Here is a 17,745-nt window from a genome sequence, read left to right as displayed (position 1 = left end):
CGGGAAAGGACACGGGCGGTCCGATACAGTCCGCCCGTGTCCGAACCCGGCGACAGCCCTTCCCCGACCGCCCCGCAGCCGCCCCGGTACGTACGGAACTCCCACTGCGGCACCTGCGGAGCCCCGTACACCGCGCTCCCCTCCGCGGACGCCTGGCCCCGCACCTGCACGCGCTGCGGAACCACCGCGTACCGCAACCCGCTTCCCGTCGCGGTGGCCCTGCTCCCCGTCATCGGCCCCCGCTCGACCGGCCTCGTCGTCATCACCCGCACCATCGAACCGCAGAAGGGCGGCACGGCCCTGCCCGGCGGGTTCATCGACCACGCCGAGGACTGGCGTCACGCGGTCGCCCGCGAACTGCGCGAGGAGACCGGCATCGAGGCCGCCGCACAGGACGTCCGCCTCGCCGACGCCCTCAGCGACACCGGCGGCCACCTCCTGGTCTTCGGCCTCCTCCCGGCCCGCCCTCTCGCGAGCCTCCCGCCCTCGACCCCCACCGACGAGACGTCCGGCTACGACATCCTGTACAGCCCGCGCCCCCTGGCGTTCCCCCTGCACACGGAAGCCGCCGACGCCTGGTTCGCGGGGCGCCACGGCTGAGGAACCGGGGCTTACGGAGAAGGGGGCGTCCCCCCGGAGGCCCTAGAGCCCGTTCACCACCCCCCGCACCCGCACCGGACAGTCCACCCCGCCCTCCGCGCCGTCCCGCTCCACCACCACACGGTCGCCCTCCCACCGCGTCACATACCGCTCGACCTCCGGCTCCGCCCACCCGTCGCCCGGGTCCCGCACCACCAGCCCGCCGCCCGTACGCCCCGGCGCGGGCGCCCACACCTCCAGCTCCGGCCCGCCGTCCGCACCCCGCACCGGAACCACCGCGCCCGCCCGCGCCAGCACCGGCACCCGGGACAGCGGAGCGTCGACCAGGACCTGGCCCGGACCCTCGTACGCCCGCCCGGTCACCGTGTCGTACCACCGCCCCCGGGGCAGCCGCACCGCCCGCCGCCGCGCCCCGGGCTCCAGCACCGGAGCCACCAGCAGCGCGTCGCCCAGCAGGAACGCGTCCTCGCACTCCCGCAGCGACCGGTCGCCCGGCGCACCCCACCACAGCGGCCGCACATAGGGCGCACCGGTCAGCCGCGCCACGTGCGACAGCGTCACGAAGTACGGGCGCAGCCGCTCCCGCTCCACCAGCGCCGCCCGCGCGTGCTCCAGCACCTCCGGCCCGAACTCCCACGGCTCCCGCCGCCCCGCGCCGGTCGCCGAGTGCGTACGGAACAACGGCAGATACGCCCCCAGCTGGAACCACCGCAGATACAGCTCCGGCGACGGGAACCCGTCGAACCCGCCCACATCCGGACCCGAATACGGCACCCCGCACAGCCCGAGCCCCACCACCAGCGACAACGACGCCCGCAGCCCCGGCCACCCCGTCGACACATCACCGGACCAGGTGCCCCCGTACCGCTGCATCCCCGCCCAGCCCGACCGTGAGAAGAGGAACGGCCGCTCCTCCGGGCGGAACCGGAGCAGCCCTTCATAGCCCGCCCGCGCCATCGCCAGCGCGTACACGTTGTGCGCCTCGCGATGATCACCACCGGCGCCCTCCAGCGCGTGCCGGGCCGAACGCGGCAGCGACGGATCCCCGAACGCCGCGAAGGACACCGGCTCGTTCATGTCGTGCCAGATCCCCGAGAAGCCCTGCGCAAGCCGCTCCTCGTACAGCGATCCCCACCAATCCCGCACAAGCGGATCAGTAAAATCCGGATAGACGGACGCCCCCGGCCACACCTCCCCGACCACCACCCGCCCCCGCGCGTCCCGGACATACGCACCCCGCTCACCGACCGACCGCCCCGCGTCGAACACCGCGTCGCCCGGCTCCGCCTTCACCGCCGGATCCACGATCGACACCAGCCGCACCCCGTCCTCGCGCAGCTCCTTCGCCAGGGCAGGCAGACCGGGGAACCGCTCCCGGTCCACCGTGAACACCCGGTGCCCGTCGAAATGGTCGATGTCCAGATGCAGCACGGACAGCGGCAGCCCCCGCTCCCGGTACCCGGCGGCGACCCGCCGCACCTCCCGCTCACCGCCGAACCCCCACCGGGCGTGCTGCGGCCCCAGCGCCCAGGACGGCGGCAGCGCCGGCGCACCCGTCAGCGCCGTCCACCCCTGGAGCACCCGGGCCGGCGTCCCCGCCACCACCCAGCAGCGCAGCGGACCACCCTCCATCCGCACCTCGCAGGTACCCGGCCGGTCATGCCCCGAGCCGGCGCCCTCCTCGCCCTCCCGCAGCACCACCCGCCCCGCCCAGCTGTTGTCGTGGAACGCCAGATGCGTCCCCGCGTCCGACACCACCACCTGCACCGGCATCGTCAGATACAGCGGATCGTCCTGCGGACCGAAACGCCCGCCGGGATCGGTGTTCCACAGCCCGTACACCCCGTCCCGCAACCGGGGCCCGCCCGCCCGGCCGCCCAGCCCGAAGAACCGCGCGTCCGCCGGCACCTCCGAGCGCTGCACCCACCGCACCGGCCCCCCGCCCACCGGCTCCCACCAGCGCGGCGGCAGCTCCCGGCGCAGCAGCAAACCGCCCGGTGTCCGCAGCTCCACCGACCCGGTCCGCGACACCACCACCGTCAGCCGCTCCGAGACCACCTGCCAGCCGCCGTCCTTGTCCGGCTCCAGCACCGCCCGCGGATCCGGCGCGGGAGCCTCGCCCGGCACCGCGTACGACGGCAACGGCTCCGCCCCGTCCCACGCCCAGAACACCGCACCGCCCACCGACACCCGGATCCGCAGCTCCGAACGGGCGAACCGCACCACACCCCCGCCGGGCCCCGGCTCCGCACCCGTCAGCGCACCGGGCACCCGGGCCCGCTCCGCCCCGCGCGCCGGCAACGCCGCCGCGTCCGCGGACCGGCGCCGCCACGCCGAACGCACGGTGCGCAGCCCCCGCACCGAACCGACCAACCTCACCCGACGCACCAGGTCACGACCGTCCATGGCGCACACCCTGCCACCCGCCCGACCCGCAGAACCTTCCGTTCAACTCCCGTTCACCCGCTCCGGCCCGAAAGCGACCGAGCTCCTCACGGCGGGGCCACCCTGGTGCCGAAGACGATCACATGGCATCGTCCGTGTCAGCCGCTCACGCGCACACCCCAGCCCGTGCGCGCCGACGCCCACCCCGCGTACCCGTACAGCCAGGGAGCAGCCCTCATGACCGCAGCCACGCCCGACGACGCCCCGCTCTGGCAGCCCGGCCCCGACCGCATCGAGGCCGCGGCCGTCACCCGCTTCCAGAACTGGGCCGCGACCCGGTACGGCGCCCCGGCCGACGGCGGGTACGCCGCCCTGCACCGCTGGTCCGTCGACGAGCTCGACACCTTCTGGCGCGCCGTCGCCGAATGGTTCGACATCCGCTTCTCCACGCCGTACGAGAGCGTCCTCGGCGACCGCGCCATGCCCGGCGCCACCTGGTTCCCCGGAGCCACCCTCAACTACGCCGAACACGCCCTGCGCACCGCCGAGGACCCGTCCCGCGCGGACACCCCCGCCCTGCTGTACGTCGACGAGACCCACACCCAGCTCCCCGTCAGCTGGGCCGAACTCCGCCGCCAGGTCGGCGCACTCGCCGCCGAACTCCGCGCCCTCGGCGTCACCCCCGGCGACCGCGTCAGCGGCTACCTGCCCAACATCCCGCAGGCCGTCGTCGCCTTCCTCGCCACCGCCGCGGTCGGCGGCGTCTGGACCTCCTGCGCCCCCGACTTCGGCGCCCGCAGCGTCCTCGACCGCTTCCAGCAGATCGAGCCCGTCGTCCTGTTCACCGTCGACGGCTACCGCTACGGCGGCAAGGAGCACGACCGCACCGAGACCGTCGCCGAACTCCGCCGCGAACTGCCCACCCTGCGCGCCGTCGTCCACATCCCGCTGCTCGGCACCGACGCCCCCGAGGGCGCGCTCGCCTGGGCCGCCCTCACCTCCGCCGACACCGAGCCGGTCTTCGAACAGGTCCCCTTCGACCACCCGCTGTGGGTCCTCTACTCCTCCGGCACCACCGGCCTGCCCAAGGCCATCGTCCAGTCCCAGGGCGGCATCCTGCTCGAACACCTCAAGCAGATCGGCCTGCACTGCGACCTCGGACCCGAGGACCGCTTCTTCTGGTACACCTCCACCGGCTGGATGATGTGGAACTTCCTCGTCTCCGGCCTCCTCACCGGCACCACCGTCGTCCTGTACGACGGCAGCCCCGGCTACCCCGACGTCAGCGCCCAGTGGCGGGTCGCCGAACAGACCGGCGCCACCCTCTTCGGCACCTCCGCCGCGTACGTCATGGCCTGCCGCAAGGCGGACATCCACCCCGGCCGCGACTTCGACCTCTCCCGCGTCCAGTGCGTCGCCACCACCGGCTCCCCGCTCCCGCCCGACGGCTTCCGCTGGCTCCACGACGAGGTCGCCGGCGACCTCTGGATCGCCTCCGTCAGCGGCGGCACCGACGTCTGCTCCTGTTTCGCCGGAGCCGTCCCCACCCTCCCCGTCCACATCGGCGAGCTCCAGGCCCCCTGCCTCGGCACCGACCTCCAGTCCTGGGACCCGGCCGGCAAACCGCTGACCGGCGAGGTCGGCGAACTGGTCGTCACCAACCCGCTGCCGTCCATGCCGATCCGCTTCTGGAACGACCCCGACGGCAGCCGCTACCACGACAGCTACTTCGACATGTACCCCGGCGTCTGGCGGCACGGCGACTGGATCACCATCACCGACCGCGGCTCGGTGATCATCCACGGCCGCTCCGACTCCACCCTGAACCGCCAGGGCGTCCGCATGGGCTCCGCCGACATCTACGAAGCCGTCGAACGGCTCCCCGAGATCCGCGAATCCCTCGTCATCGGCCTCGAAGAACCCGACGGCGGCTACTGGATGCCGCTCTTCGTCCACCTCGCCGAAGGCGCGACCCTCGACGACGACCTGCGCGCGGCGATCAAGCAGACCATCCGCGAGAACCTCTCCCCGCGCCACGTACCGGACGAGGTCATCGAGGTCCCCGGCATCCCGCACACCCTCACCGGCAAGCGCATCGAGGTTCCGGTCAAGCGCCTGCTCCAGGGAACCGACCTGGCCAAGGCGGTCAACCCGGGCTCCGTCGACAACCTCGACCTCCTCCACTTCTACGCCGAACTGGCCGCGAGTCGCCGCGCGTAACACCACTGTCAGTCCCCCTGATTACGCTGAGTGAGCAAGGATTCACCGCGCACAGGGGGACACATGGCGCACACCGACCACACCGACCACAGCTCCACCCACGACCCGAAACACGACCGGAAGCCCGGCACGAGCCACGCCACCACCATGCGACGCACGCTGCGCCGCGAAGCACCCAGCACCATCGGCCTGCTGGCCGACGCACAGGACTTCGCGGCCATGCGGCACTACCGCACCTTCACCTTCGACGACCACACCGTCTATCTCCAGCAGGTCGAGGGCCTGCTCAAAACGCTCACGGCCCAGGGCGTGCACACCACCGTCGCCCTCTTCGACCCGGAGGACTACGCGGAGTTCTGCGCCGAATCCGGACTCGACGCCGACACCGGCGCCAGTCGCAGCCGCTTCACCGCGGAGATCGCCGCCGCCGGAGCCACGGTCACCTACACCGGCCAACGCCTGAGCGACCTCATCCCCGTCCTCGTCTCCCGCGCGGTCCGCCAGGCCACCTGGGAGTACGCCACCCTCCTCCTCGCCGACCTCGGCAACTGCGCCGACTGCGGCCAGGACATCGGACGCGCGGCCTTCGACCGCGCCTCCCACCTCCTGATGCGTCTGCTGGAAACGGCGGGACCGGGCACCCACCACCTGGTGTGCAGCACCCCGACGGAGCACGACCAGCTCCTGGCCGTGCTCCACACCCACCGCGACACCGAGGGACCGGCCCGCCTCGACAGCGCGGAGGGCGCGGAGTTCGCCACCGTCCTCGCGGTCGCCATCGCCCTCGAATCACGCGGGGGAGTCGTCCTGCGCACCAGCGCCCCCGACAGCCCGGACCGCGTCCACGGCTGGCGACTGGCCCACGGCGCACTCGCCCCGCTCACCGCCGGCGAGGTCTTCAACGCCTACTGCACCGACGCGGACACCGGAGAGCCCGTCTCCCCGGAGTCCGGAGTGGAGTACTGCGCGGGGTTCGACATCGGAGCCGACCCGGCGGAACCCCACCACTGAGACGCCGGGGAACACCACCACACAGCAGGAGGGGCTTCCCACCACCCGGCGGAAAGCCCCTCCTGTCCAACACACCTGCCTCGGCTACTCGCCGGACAGCACAGCCTGAGCGGCGCTGCGCGCCTCCTCGGCCGAGTCGGCCGAGCGAGCGGCGTTCGCCGCACGCTCGCACTGCGCCAGCGTGTACTTGGCCAGCGTGGCCCGCACATAAGGAATGGACGCCGCACCCATCGAGAGCGAGGTGACACCCAGCCCGGTCAGCACACACGCCAGCAGCGGATCGGCCGCGGCCTCACCGCACACACCACAGCTCTTGCCCTCGGCACGAGCCGCCTCGGCGGACAGCGCCACGAGATCCAGCAGCGCCGGCTGCCACGGGTCCTGGAGCCGCGACACCGCGCCCACCTGACGGTCGGCCGCGAAGGTGTACTGCGCCAGGTCGTTGGTGCCCAGCGACAGGAACTCCACCTCCTGGAGAATCGACCGCGCCCGCAGGGCGGCCGACGGAATCTCCACCATCGCGCCGAACTTCGCCCGCAGCCCGGCCTCGCGGCACGCGTCCGCGAACGCCTTGGCGTCGATACGGTCCGCCACCATGGGGGCCATGACCTCCAGGTACACCGGCAGACCCTCGGCGGCCTTCGCCAGCGCGGTCAGCTGGGTACGCAGCACCTCGGGGTGGTCCAGCAGACTCCGCAGCCCGCGCACGCCGAGCGCCGGGTTCGGCTCGTCGGCCGGCGTCAGGAAGTCCAGCGGCTTGTCGGCCCCGGCGTCCAGCACACGCACGACGACACGCCCCTCGGGGAACGCCTCCAGCACCGCGCGGTAGGCCGCGATCTGCTTCTCCTCGGAAGGAGCCTGCTTGCTGTCGTCCAGGAACAGGAACTCGGTCCGGAACAGCCCCACACCCTCGGCACCCGCCTCGACCGCCGCGGGCACATCGCCCGGGCCGCCGACGTTGGCGAGCAGCGGCACCTTGTGCCCGTCGGAGGTGGCACCAGGACCGGTGGACGCGGACAGCGCGGCCTTACGGGCAGCGGCGGCGCTCTCCATCTCCTCCCGCTTCTCGGCGCTCGGGTTCACGAAGATCTCACCCGTGCTGCCGTCCACCGCGACGACCGTGCCCTCGGCCAGCTCACCCGCGCCGGGCAGCGCCACCACGGCCGGAACGCCGAGCGCCCGCGCCAGGATCGCGCTGTGACTGGTCGGCCCGCCCTCCTCGGTGACGAAGCCGAGCACCAGCGTCGGGTCGAGGAGCGCGGTGTCGGCCGGCGCGAGGTCGCGCGCGATCAGCACATACGGCTCGTCGCTGTCCGGCACACCGGGCATCGGCACACCGAGCAGCCGCGCCACGATCCGGTTCCGTACGTCGTCGAGGTCCGCGACCCGCCCCGCCAGGTACTCCCCGGCATTGGCGAGCAACGCCCGGTAGGCGGCGAAGGCGTCGTACACGCCACGCTCGGCGGTGCTGCCCACAGCGATGCGCCGGTCGACGTCGGACATCAGCTCGGGGTCCTGCGCCATCATGGCCTGCGCCTCGAGCACGTGCTGTGCCTCGCCGCCGGCCAGGTTGCCGCGCGCGATGAGATCGGCGGCGACCGCTTCCACCGCCTGCCGGGCACGCCCCTGTTCGCGGCCGGCCTCCTCGGCGGGAATCGATTTGGCCGGCGGCTCCAGCACCGCCGTACCCATGTGCCGAACCTCGCCGATGGCCACACCGTGGCTCACGCCGACGCCTCGCAGCGTTGTCTCCATTTCACCCGTCTCCGGTTGTGCGGCGACCGAGTCACCGCGGTGGTTGTGCAACTGGCTCGTCACTGCGCCCGAGGCGCTACTGCCAGCCGAACAGCGTGTCGCCGACCTTCACGTCCCCGTCCTCACGGACGTCGGAGAGCGATTCGGCGGTGGCTTCCAGGGCCACGATCGGGCAGATGGGTGACTTGCCGGCGGCCTCGACCGCGGACGGGTCCCAGCGCACGATGCTCTGGCCCCGGGTCACCGTGTCCCCCTTGTTCACGAGAAGCTCGAAGCCCTCGCCGTTGAGCTGGACGGTGTCGATGCCGAGGTGCGTCAGGACCCCGTGCCCGTCCGCGTCGACGACGACGAACGCGTGCGGGTGCAGGGAGACGACGATGCCGTCGACCGGGGACACGGCCTCGGAGGGCTCGCGCACGGGGTCGATGGCGGTGCCGGGACCGACCATCGCGCCGGAGAAGACCGGGTCGGGAACCGCGGTGAGTCCGATGGCGCGTCCAGCAAGAGGGGACGTCACGTTGGTCATGGGGAGCCTCCCAGGGGGTGGAGATTCAGGTGTCGCCGCCGCGACTGATGGGGGACGGCGTACTGCTCAGCAGAGTAAGTCATATGAAGTCCCGGTTCCGCCCGAGACCTACCGCTTGGCGGACCTAGGGGTGCACCAGAAACGATTTGCCTCGACTCCCGGCGGCCTGTACTGTCGTACTCCTGCCTGACCCCAACGCGACTTTGAGTCGGGGGTCGGCGGCGACTTTCAAGCCCAGATCCTAACCTTGCTCCTTCCTTCGGCATGCCCGCAGGCCGTGGTCAGGGAGACGGAAAAGGCCTGATAGAGTCGGACCCGCCGAAAGGGAAAACGCGAAAGCGAATTCCTCGGAAGCGAAATGCAGAACCCGCTTCGACCGGGAATCGGACACGAAAGAGTCTGATAGAGTCGGAAACGTAAGAACGAAGGGAAGCGCCCGGAGGGCCCCGGTGAAACGGGACCGAAGGAAGCGTCCGTTCCTTGAGAACTCAACAGCGTGCCAAAAGTCAACGCCAGATATGTTGATACCCCGGCCTGCTTCGGCAGGTTGGTGGTTCCTTTGAAAGTCCTATCGGGTTCGCTTCGGTGACCGGGTAGGCAATTACACAGCGAGGACGCTGTGAACAACGGGTCTTATTCCGACCGGTTGTTCCGCTCTCGTGATGTGTGCACCCGATTACGGGTAAACATTCACGGAGAGTTTGATCCTGGCTCAGGACGAACGCTGGCGGCGTGCTTAACACATGCAAGTCGAACGATGAAGCCTTTCGGGGTGGATTAGTGGCGAACGGGTGAGTAACACGTGGGCAATCTGCCCTTCACTCTGGGACAAGCCCTGGAAACGGGGTCTAATACCGGATAACACTCTGTCCCGCATGGGACGGGGTTAAAAGCTCCGGCGGTGAAGGATGAGCCCGCGGCCTATCAGCTTGTTGGTGGGGTAATGGCCTACCAAGGCGACGACGGGTAGCCGGCCTGAGAGGGCGACCGGCCACACTGGGACTGAGACACGGCCCAGACTCCTACGGGAGGCAGCAGTGGGGAATATTGCACAATGGGCGAAAGCCTGATGCAGCGACGCCGCGTGAGGGATGACGGCCTTCGGGTTGTAAACCTCTTTCAGCAGGGAAGAAGCGAAAGTGACGGTACCTGCAGAAGAAGCGCCGGCTAACTACGTGCCAGCAGCCGCGGTAATACGTAGGGCGCAAGCGTTGTCCGGAATTATTGGGCGTAAAGAGCTCGTAGGCGGCTTGTCACGTCGGATGTGAAAGCCCGGGGCTTAACCCCGGGTCTGCATTCGATACGGGCTAGCTAGAGTGTGGTAGGGGAGATCGGAATTCCTGGTGTAGCGGTGAAATGCGCAGATATCAGGAGGAACACCGGTGGCGAAGGCGGATCTCTGGGCCATTACTGACGCTGAGGAGCGAAAGCGTGGGGAGCGAACAGGATTAGATACCCTGGTAGTCCACGCCGTAAACGTTGGGAACTAGGTGTTGGCGACATTCCACGTCGTCGGTGCCGCAGCTAACGCATTAAGTTCCCCGCCTGGGGAGTACGGCCGCAAGGCTAAAACTCAAAGGAATTGACGGGGGCCCGCACAAGCAGCGGAGCATGTGGCTTAATTCGACGCAACGCGAAGAACCTTACCAAGGCTTGACATATACCGGAAAGCATCAGAGATGGTGCCCCCCTTGTGGTCGGTATACAGGTGGTGCATGGCTGTCGTCAGCTCGTGTCGTGAGATGTTGGGTTAAGTCCCGCAACGAGCGCAACCCTTGTTCTGTGTTGCCAGCATGCCCTTCGGGGTGATGGGGACTCACAGGAGACTGCCGGGGTCAACTCGGAGGAAGGTGGGGACGACGTCAAGTCATCATGCCCCTTATGTCTTGGGCTGCACACGTGCTACAATGGCCGGTACAATGAGCTGCGATGCCGCGAGGCGGAGCGAATCTCAAAAAGCCGGTCTCAGTTCGGATTGGGGTCTGCAACTCGACCCCATGAAGTCGGAGTTGCTAGTAATCGCAGATCAGCATTGCTGCGGTGAATACGTTCCCGGGCCTTGTACACACCGCCCGTCACGTCACGAAAGTCGGTAACACCCGAAGCCGGTGGCCCAACCCCTTGTGGGAGGGAGCTGTCGAAGGTGGGACTGGCGATTGGGACGAAGTCGTAACAAGGTAGCCGTACCGGAAGGTGCGGCTGGATCACCTCCTTTCTAAGGAGCATCTAGATTCCGCAAGGAATCCAGAGCCACTACGTCGGCAAATGTTCGACGGTGGTCAGCTCATGGGTGGAACGTTGACTATTCGGCACGGTGAGCACGGTTTCGTTAGTACTGCTTCGGCGTGGAAAACGGGAACGGGTTGATCGTGTCGGGCACGTTGTTGGGTGTCTGAGGGTACGGCCGATTGTGGCTGTCCTTCTGATCCGGTCCCAGTGAACTCGCCTGTTGTGGGTGGGGTGATGGGTGGCTGGTCGTTGTTTGAGAACTGCACAGTGGACGCGAGCATCTGTGGCCAAGTTTTTAAGGGCGCACGGTGGATGCCTTGGCACCAGGAACCGATGAAGGACGTGGGAGGCCACGATAGTCCCCGGGGAGCTGTCAACCAAGCTTTGATCCGGGGGTTTCCGAATGGGGAAACCCGGCAGTCGTCATGGGCTGTCACCCGCTGCTGAACACATAGGCAGTGTGGAGGGAACGAGGGGAAGTGAAACATCTCAGTACCCTCAGGAAGAGAAAACAACCGTGATTCCGGGAGTAGTGGCGAGCGAAACTGGATGAGGCCAAACCGTATGCGTGTGATACCCGGCAGGGGTTGCGCATGCGGGGTTGTGGGATCTCTCTTTCATAGTCTGCCGGCTGTGAGACGAGTCAGAAACCGTTGATGTAGGCGAAGGACATGCGAAAGGTCCGGCGTAGAGGGTAAGACCCCCGTAGCTGAAACATTAACGGCTCGTTTGAGAGACACCCAAGTAGCACGGGGCCCGAGAAATCCCGTGTGAATCTGGCGGGACCACCCGCTAAGCCTAAATATTCCCTGGTGACCGATAGCGGATAGTACCGTGAGGGAATGGTGAAAAGTACCGCGGGAGCGGAGTGAAATAGTACCTGAAACCGTGTGCCTACAAGCCGTGGGAGCGTCGCTGTATGTGCTTGCACATACAGTCGTGACTGCGTGCCTTTTGAAGAATGAGCCTGCGAGTTAGCGGTGTGTAGCGAGGTTAACCCGTGTGGGGAAGCCGTAGCGAAAGCGAGTCCGAATAGGGCGTTTGAGTTGCACGCTCTAGACCCGAAGCGGAGTGATCTAGCCATGGGCAGGTTGAAGCGGAGGTAAGACTTCGTGGAGGACCGAACCCACCAGGGTTGAAAACCTGGGGGATGACCTGTGGTTAGGGGTGAAAGGCCAATCAAACTCCGTGATAGCTGGTTCTCCCCGAAATGCATTTAGGTGCAGCGTCGTGTGTTTCTTGCCGGAGGTAGAGCACTGGATAGGCGATGGGCCCTACCGGGTTACTGACCTTAGCCAAACTCCGAATGCCGGTAAGTGAGAGCGCGGCAGTGAGACTGTGGGGGATAAGCTCCATGGTCGAGAGGGAAACAGCCCAGAGCATCGACTAAGGCCCCTAAGCGTACGCTAAGTGGGAAAGGATGTGGAGTCGCAGAGACAACCAGGAGGTTGGCTTAGAAGCAGCCACCCTTGAAAGAGTGCGTAATAGCTCACTGGTCAAGTGATTCCGCGCCGACAATGTAGCGGGGCTCAAGCGTACCGCCGAAGTCGTGTCATTCACACATATAGGGCCAACGCCTGTGTGGATGGGTAGGGGAGCGTCGTGTGCCGGGTGAAGCAGCCGCGGAAGCGAGTTGTGGACGGTTCACGAGTGAGAATGCAGGCATGAGTAGCGATACACACGTGAGAAACGTGTGCGCCGATTGACTAAGGGTTCCTGGGTCAAGCTGATCTGCCCAGGGTAAGTCGGGACCTAAGGCGAGGCCGACAGGCGTAGTCGATGGACAACCGGTTGATATTCCGGTACCCGCTTTGAAACGCCCAGTACTGAATCAGGCGATGCTAAGTCCGTGAAGCCGGCCCGATCTCTTCGGAGTTGAGGGTAGTGGTGGAGCCGATGAACCAGACTTGTAGTAGGTAAGCGATGGGGTGACGCAGGAAGGTAGTCCAGCCCGGGCGGTGGTTGTCCCGGGGTAAGGGTGTAGCCCGTGTGGTAGGTAAATCCGTCACACGTTAAGGGTGAGACCTGATGCCGAGCCGATTGTGGTGAAGTGGATGATCCTATGCTGTCGAGAAAAGCCTCTAGCGAGTTTCATGGCGGCCCGTACCCTAAACCGACTCAGGTGGTCAGGTAGAGAATACCGAGGCGTTCGGGTGAACTATGGTTAAGGAACTCGGCAAAATGCCCCCGTAACTTCGGGAGAAGGGGGGCCATCACTGGTGATCCGATTTACTCGGTGAGCTGGGGGTGGCCGCAGAGACCAGCGAGAAGCGACTGTTTACTAAAAACACAGGTCCGTGCGAAGCCGTAAGGCGATGTATACGGACTGACGCCTGCCCGGTGCTGGAACGTTAAGGGGACCGGTTAGCTGACTTTCGGGTTGGCGAAGCTGAGAACTTAAGCGCCAGTAAACGGCGGTGGTAACTATAACCATCCTAAGGTAGCGAAATTCCTTGTCGGGTAAGTTCCGACCTGCACGAATGGCGTAACGACTTCTCGACTGTCTCAACCATAGGCCCGGTGAAATTGCACTACGAGTAAAGATGCTCGTTTCGCGCAGCAGGACGGAAAGACCCCGGGACCTTTACTATAGTTTGATATTGGTGTTCGGTTCGGCTTGTGTAGGATAGGTGGGAGACTTTGAAGCGGCCACGCCAGTGGTTGTGGAGTCGTCGTTGAAATACCACTCTGGTCGTGCTGGATGTCTAACCTGGGTCCGTGATCCGGATCAGGGACAGTGTCTGATGGGTAGTTTAACTGGGGCGGTTGCCTCCTAAAGAGTAACGGAGGCGCCCAAAGGTTCCCTCAGCCTGGTTGGTAATCAGGTGTTGAGTGTAAGTGCACAAGGGAGCTTGACTGTGAGACCGACGGGTCGAGCAGGGACGAAAGTCGGGACTAGTGATCCGGCAGTGGCTTGTGGAAGCGCTGTCGCTCAACGGATAAAAGGTACCCCGGGGATAACAGGCTGATCTTCCCCAAGAGTCCATATCGACGGGATGGTTTGGCACCTCGATGTCGGCTCGTCGCATCCTGGGGCTGGAGTCGGTCCCAAGGGTTGGGCTGTTCGCCCATTAAAGCGGTACGCGAGCTGGGTTTAGAACGTCGTGAGACAGTTCGGTCCCTATCCGCTGTGCGCGTAGGAATATTGAGAAGGGCTGTCCCTAGTACGAGAGGACCGGGACGGACGAACCTCTGGTGTGCCAGTTGTCCTGCCAAGGGCATGGCTGGTTGGCTACGTTCGGAAAGGATAACCGCTGAAAGCATCTAAGCGGGAAGCCTGCTTCGAGATGAGTATTCCCACCCTCTTGAGGGGTTAAGGCTCCCAGTAGACGACTGGGTTGATAGGCCAGATGTGGAAGCCCGGTAACGGGTGGAGCTGACTGGTACTAATAGGCCGAGGGCTTGTCCTCAGTTGCTCGCGTCCACTGTGTTAGTTCTGAAATAACGAACGGCCGTGTTTATGTCCGGTGTTCACAGTTTCATAGTGTTTCGGTGGTCATTGCGTTAGGGAAACGCCCGGTTACATTCCGAACCCGGAAGCTAAGCCTTTCAGCGCCGATGGTACTGCAGGGGGGACCCTGTGGGAGAGTAGGACGCCGCCGAACAATTTTTCCGGGAAAGCCCCGTGCCTTTTGGTGCGGGGCTTTTCTGCGTTTCCGGGCCTTTGCGCTCTGCAGACGGTCTTCGCCGCACCCCCGTGCACCGAACGGAGGAAGCTGAGGGTAGGGTCAGGGGGCATCATTGGCACGTTCTTCACAGGAGGCCCCCGGGTGGAGGTCCAGGAGACTCGGGTCCAGACGGACCGGGTCCTCACCATCCCCAACATCCTCAGCATGGCTCGCCTTGTCGGGGTACCGCTCTTCCTGTGGCTGATTCTTCGCCCCGTGTTCGGTGGGCCCAACAGTGACAACTGGGCGCTGCTGGTGCTGATGCTCAGCGGCATCAGCGACTACCTGGACGGGAAGCTCGCCCGCAAGTGGAACCAGATCAGCAGCCTCGGCCGGCTCCTGGACCCGGCGGCGGACCGCCTCTACATCCTTTCCACCCTGGTCGGCCTCACCTGGCGTGAGATCCTGCCCCTCTGGGTCACCGCGGCGCTTCTCGCCCGTGAGCTGATGCTTCTCGTGATGGTGGCCGTTCTGCGACGCCACGGCTATCCGCCCCCGCAGGTCAACTTCCTCGGGAAAGCTGCAACCTTCAACCTGATGTACGCGTTCCCCTTGTTGCTGCTCAGCGACGGGAGTGGTTGGCTGGCCACACTGGCCGCCGTTTTCGGATGGGCGTTCGCAGGATGGGGTACAACGCTCTACTGGTGGGCAGGGATCCTCTACGTGGTTCAGGTCCGCCGGCTCGTGAAGGCGGACGCAGTAGCCGATTGAGCTCGTTGATGCGGTGCCGCGCAATGTGGCCGGCCCGCGGCAGATGGCGTGAATGATGCCCCGGCGGGCGAAGTCGGCTAACCGTCGTCTCTTCTAGGAGGACGTTTCCGACATGAAGGCCGTCGTGATGGCTGGCGGCGAAGGCACACGTCTTCGCCCCATGACCTCAAGCATGCCCAAGCCGCTTCTGCCCGTGGCCAACAGGCCGATCATGGAGCACGTGCTGCGGCTGCTCAAGCGGCATGGGCTCAGCGAAACCGTAGTGACCGTCCAGTTCCTCGCCTCCCTCGTCAAGAATTACTTCGGGGACGGCGAGGAGCTCGGGATGGAGCTCACCTATGCCAACGAGGAGAAGCCACTCGGCACCGCGGGCAGCGTGAAGAACGCCGAGGAGGCGTTGAAGGACGACACGTTTCTCGTCATTTCCGGTGACGCGCTCACCGACTTCGACCTCACCGACCTCATCGCGTTCCACAAGGAAAAGGGCGGCCTCGTCACGGTCTGCCTCACCCGGGTTCCCAATCCGCTGGAATTCGGCATCACCATCGTGGACGAGAACGGTCAGGTCGAACGGTTCCTGGAGAAGCCGACCTGGGGGCAGGTCTTCTCGGACACCGTCAACACGGGCATCTATGTCATGGAGCCCGAGGTCTTCGACTACGTCCAGGCCGACACCTCGGTCGACTGGTCCGGTGATGTCTTCCCTCAGCTGATGAAGGAGGGCAAGCCCATCTACGGCTATATCGCCGAGGGCTACTGGGAGGACGTCGGCACCCACGAGAGCTATGTGAAGGCCCAGGCGGACGTCCTGGAGCGCAAGGTCGATGTGGAACTCGACGGCTTCGAGATCTCGCCCGGCGTATGGGTCGCCGAAGGCGCGGAGGTGCACCCCGACGCCGTACTGCGCGGGCCGCTGTACATCGGCGACTACGCCAAGGTCGAGGCCGACGTCGAGATCCGGGAACATACGGTCGTCGGGTCGAACGTCGTCGTCAAGACCGGCGCCTTTCTTCACAAGGCGGTGGTGCACGACAACGTCTACATCGGCCAGCACAGCAATCTCCGGGGCTGTGTGGTCGGCAAGAACACCGACATCATGCGTGCGGCCCGCATCGAGGACGGCGCCGTCATCGGCGACGAATGCCTGGTCGGCGAGGAGTCGATCATCCAGGGCAATGTGCGGGTGTATCCGTTCAAGACCATCGAGGCCGGCGCGTTCGTCAACACCTCGGTCATCTGGGAATCCCGTGGACAGGCGCACCTCTTCGGAGCGCGCGGGGTCTCCGGGATCCTGAACGTCGAGATCACCCCCGAACTGGCCGTACGGCTGGCCGGCGCCTACGCCACGACTCTCAAGAAGGGCTCGACGGTCACGACCGCCCGTGACCACTCCCGAGGCGCCCGCGCCCTCAAGCGGGCCGTCATCTCGGCCCTGCAGGCCAGCGCCATCGACGTACGGGACCTCGAGAATGTACCGCTGCCCGTGGCACGCCAGCAGACCGCCCGGGGGAGCGCCGGCGGCATCATGATCCGTACGTCGCCTGGGGTGCCTGACTCCGTGGACATCATGTTCATCGACGAACGGGGCGCGGACCTCTCGCAGGCCCAGCAGCGCAAGCTCGACCGGGTCTACGCCCGCCAGGAGTACCGCAGGGCGTTCCCCGGCGAGATCGGGGACCTGCACTTCCCGTCCAGCGTCTTCGACTCGTACACCGGCTCCCTCCTGCGGAACGTCGATGTCGAGGGCATCGCCGAATCCGGGCTCAAGGTCGTCGTCGACGCGTCCAACGGCAGCGCCGGGCTCGTTCTGCCCAGCCTGCTCGGCCGGCTCGGTGTGGACGCGCTGACGATCAACCCCGGGCTCGACGAGGCACGGCCCACCGAGTCCGCCGACACCCGGCGGGCCGGTCTGGTGCGGCTCGGGGAGATCGTGTCCTCCGCGCGGGCCGCCTTCGGGGTGCGGTTCGACCCGGTGGGCGAGCGGCTCTCCCTCGTCGACGAACTGGGCCGGATCATCGAGGACGACCGGGCCCTGCTGGTCCTCCTCGATCTCGTCGCCGCCGAGCGGCGCAGCGGCAGGGTCGCCCTGCCCGTGACGACCACGCGCGTCGCCGAGCAGGTGGCGGCCTACCACGGCACCCAGGTGGAGTGGACGACCACCTCGCCCGACGATCTGACCCGGGTGGGCCGTGAAGAGGACACCATCTTCGGAGGAGACGGGCGCGGCGGGTTCATCGTTCCCGAATTCAGCAGTGTCTTCGACGGGAGCGCCGCCTTCGTCCGGCTGATCGGGCTCGTCGCGCGCACCCAGCTCACCCTGAGCCAGATCGACGCCCGCATCCCCCGGGCGCATGTCCTGCGCCGTGACCTGGCGACGCCCTGGGCCGTCAAGGGGCTCGTCATGCGGCGGGTCGTCGAGGCGGCCGGTGACCGCAGCGTGGACACCACGGACGGGGTCCGGGTGGTCGAGGCCGACGGGCGGTGGATCATGGTCCTGCCCGACCGGGCGGAGGCCGTCACCCATCTGTGGGCGGAAGGCCCGGACGACGCCTCGGCCCAGGCGCTGCTCGACGAGTGGGCCGCGGTGGTGGACAGCGCGGGCGACTGAGGCCCGGACCCGCACGGTGCGCCGCGACGCCC

Annotated in this window: 8 protein-coding genes and 3 rRNA genes; 8 read left to right on the top strand and 3 right to left on the bottom strand. The window is 66.6% G+C overall.

All coding sequences use genetic code 11. The features are described from left to right. Positions 1 to 36 precede the first annotated feature (36 nt). Positions 37 to 600: an NUDIX domain-containing protein gene (locus ACSMXR_RS04070; RefSeq protein WP_473171252.1), complete on the top strand. Its 564-nt coding sequence runs from the start codon at positions 37 to 39 to the stop codon at positions 598 to 600. A gap of 42 nt (positions 601 to 642) precedes the next feature. Here ACSMXR_RS04070 and ACSMXR_RS04065 read toward each other — a convergent pair whose 3' ends face one another. Next, entirely contained in the window at positions 643 to 3,006 is a 2,364-nt protein-coding gene (locus tag ACSMXR_RS04065; protein ID WP_473171251.1) for a glycoside hydrolase family 31 protein, read from the bottom strand. A 216-nt stretch (positions 3,007 to 3,222) separates the two neighbouring features. On the opposite strand from ACSMXR_RS04065, the gene ACSMXR_RS04060 reads away from it, so the two are divergent. Then, complete coding sequence (locus ACSMXR_RS04060) at positions 3,223 to 5,205, top strand: acetoacetate--CoA ligase (protein ID WP_473171250.1); 1,983 nt, start codon at positions 3,223 to 3,225, stop codon at positions 5,203 to 5,205. 63 nt (positions 5,206 to 5,268) lie between these two features. Continuing rightward, positions 5,269 to 6,216: a hypothetical protein gene (locus ACSMXR_RS04055; RefSeq protein ID WP_376186665.1), complete on the top strand. Its 948-nt coding sequence runs from the start codon at positions 5,269 to 5,271 to the stop codon at positions 6,214 to 6,216. 84 nt (positions 6,217 to 6,300) lie between these two features. On the opposite strand, the gene ptsP is transcribed toward ACSMXR_RS04055, so the two are convergent. Together ptsP and ACSMXR_RS04045 are read right to left on the bottom strand one after the other, a co-directional pair. Next, positions 6,301 to 7,971, bottom strand: a complete 1,671-nt coding sequence (gene ptsP / locus ACSMXR_RS04050; protein ID WP_137235402.1) for a phosphoenolpyruvate--protein phosphotransferase — start codon at positions 7,969 to 7,971, stop codon at positions 6,301 to 6,303. Positions 7,972 to 8,047: 76 nt separating this feature from the next. Then, on the bottom strand, positions 8,048 to 8,497 hold the full coding sequence (locus tag ACSMXR_RS04045; RefSeq protein WP_103511197.1) for a PTS sugar transporter subunit IIA: 450 nt from the start codon (positions 8,495 to 8,497) through the stop codon (positions 8,048 to 8,050). Between the two features lie 689 nt (positions 8,498 to 9,186). On the opposite strand from ACSMXR_RS04045, the gene ACSMXR_RS04040 reads away from it, so the two are divergent. From ACSMXR_RS04040 to ACSMXR_RS04020, 5 genes are all read left to right on the top strand, one after another. Continuing rightward, positions 9,187 to 10,712 (top strand): 16S ribosomal RNA (locus ACSMXR_RS04040). 299 nt (positions 10,713 to 11,011) lie between these two features. Then, positions 11,012 to 14,136, top strand: a 23S ribosomal RNA gene (locus tag ACSMXR_RS04035). A gap of 78 nt (positions 14,137 to 14,214) precedes the next feature. After that, a 5S ribosomal RNA gene (rrf, locus tag ACSMXR_RS04030) occupies positions 14,215 to 14,331 on the top strand. The 16S, 23S and 5S rRNA genes sit together here, the layout of an rRNA operon. Positions 14,332 to 14,496: 165 nt before the next feature. Continuing rightward, a complete protein-coding gene (locus tag ACSMXR_RS04025; protein WP_030081108.1) occupies positions 14,497 to 15,105 on the top strand; it encodes a CDP-alcohol phosphatidyltransferase family protein in 609 nt (202 codons plus the stop codon). A 112-nt stretch (positions 15,106 to 15,217) separates the two neighbouring features. Next, positions 15,218 to 17,713, top strand: coding sequence for a mannose-1-phosphate guanyltransferase (locus ACSMXR_RS04020; RefSeq protein ID WP_137231358.1), 2,496 nt, complete (start codon positions 15,218 to 15,220; stop codon positions 17,711 to 17,713). The last annotated feature ends 32 nt before the right edge of the window (positions 17,714 to 17,745 follow it).

This window comes from Streptomyces sp. DSM 106670 (genome assembly GCF_055792845.1).
Note: the sequence above shows the minus strand (reverse complement) of the source record. Positions and strands in the feature narration are given on the sequence as shown.